Origin of the sequence: Parazoarcus communis SWub3 = DSM 12120 (assembly GCF_003226565.1) — a bacterium.
GTDB lineage: Bacteria > Pseudomonadota > Gammaproteobacteria > Burkholderiales > Rhodocyclaceae > Parazoarcus > Parazoarcus communis.
Genome location: NZ_QKOE01000070.1, coordinates 1 through 1160 on the forward strand (window position 1 = coordinate 1; position 1160 = coordinate 1160).

Consider the following 1160-nt stretch of genomic DNA (forward strand, 5'->3'; position numbering starts at 1 on the left):
AGGTAAGGATCAGAGAGACGAACGAAAGTGAACCCTCGATGACGCGTCGTTATCCAGAGAATTGTCGTCAAAACCAGGGGCGTTTCCATCTCCTGGGACAAGCTTGCCGGACACCTGATTACTGGGCAAGTGGCGGCCGGCGTATAGGGGGCGTGAACCTGATCCAGGCTTCTGTGCGGAACTGCGGGAACCAGTCGTTGCGATGTGAAGGGAGAAGCACAAGTGGCAGAAACCACGAGGCGAGAGTACCGATGCGCAGCACTGGGGCGGATCGACCCGTAGTAGTGATGAAGGCCGGTAATGCGGCTGGAGCGAAGGGGTCGAGTCAAGCGGTTGCATTCGGCGTCCAACTGGCAACAGGAGGAGACGGATGAGTGCAACAAAACCATTTGCCATCGACAAGTGGCAGGTGTACGAAGCGTATCAAGCGGTCAAGGCCAATGCGGGCTCAGCCGGTGTGGATAGGCAGTCGATCGAGGCGTTCGAAGAGGATCTGAAGGGCAATCTGTACAAGATCTGGAATCGCATGTCCTCGGGCAGCTACTTCCCACCGCCGGTCAAAGCGGTCGCCATTCCGAAGAAGAATGGTGGGGTGCGCATATTGGGCGTTCCGACGGTGGCCGATCGCGTGGCACAGATGGTGGTCAAGCGGGTGATCGAGCCGGAACTCGAGGCGCGGTTTCTGCCGGATTCTTATGGGTATCGTCCCGGAAGATCGGCGCTGGAAGCCGTGGCGGTAACGCGTCAGCGTTGCTGGCAGTATCCTTGGGGGCTGGAGTTCGATATCAAGGGCCTGTTCGACAACATCGACCACGCGCTGCTCCTTCGGGCGCTCGAGAAGCACGTCAAATGTGAGTGGGCCATGCTGTACATCAAGCGTTGGCTGACGGCCCCGCTGCAACATGCGGATGGAACCTTGGAGGAACGTACCAAGGGGACGCCACAGGGTGGTGTCGTCAGTCCCGTGCTGGCCAATCTGTTTCTACACTACACGTTTGATGTCTGGGTAACGAAGCGTTATCCGGATAACCCCTGGTGCCGGTATGCCGACGGTGGGTTGGTGCATTGCCGGACCGAACAAGAAGCGCAAGCCCTTCGGGCGGCGCTCGATGCGAGGTTCGCGCAGTGTGCGCTCACGATGCATCCGGACAAGACCAAGG

1 protein-coding gene is annotated in these 1160 nt (G+C 59.0%); it reads left to right on the top strand.

Translation table 11 applies throughout. The features are described from left to right. Nucleotides 1-370: 370 nt before the first annotated feature. A partial coding sequence (ltrA, locus tag DNK49_RS23035; protein ID WP_110530405.1) for a group II intron reverse transcriptase/maturase occupies nt 371-1160 on the top strand: 790 nt, incomplete at its 3' end.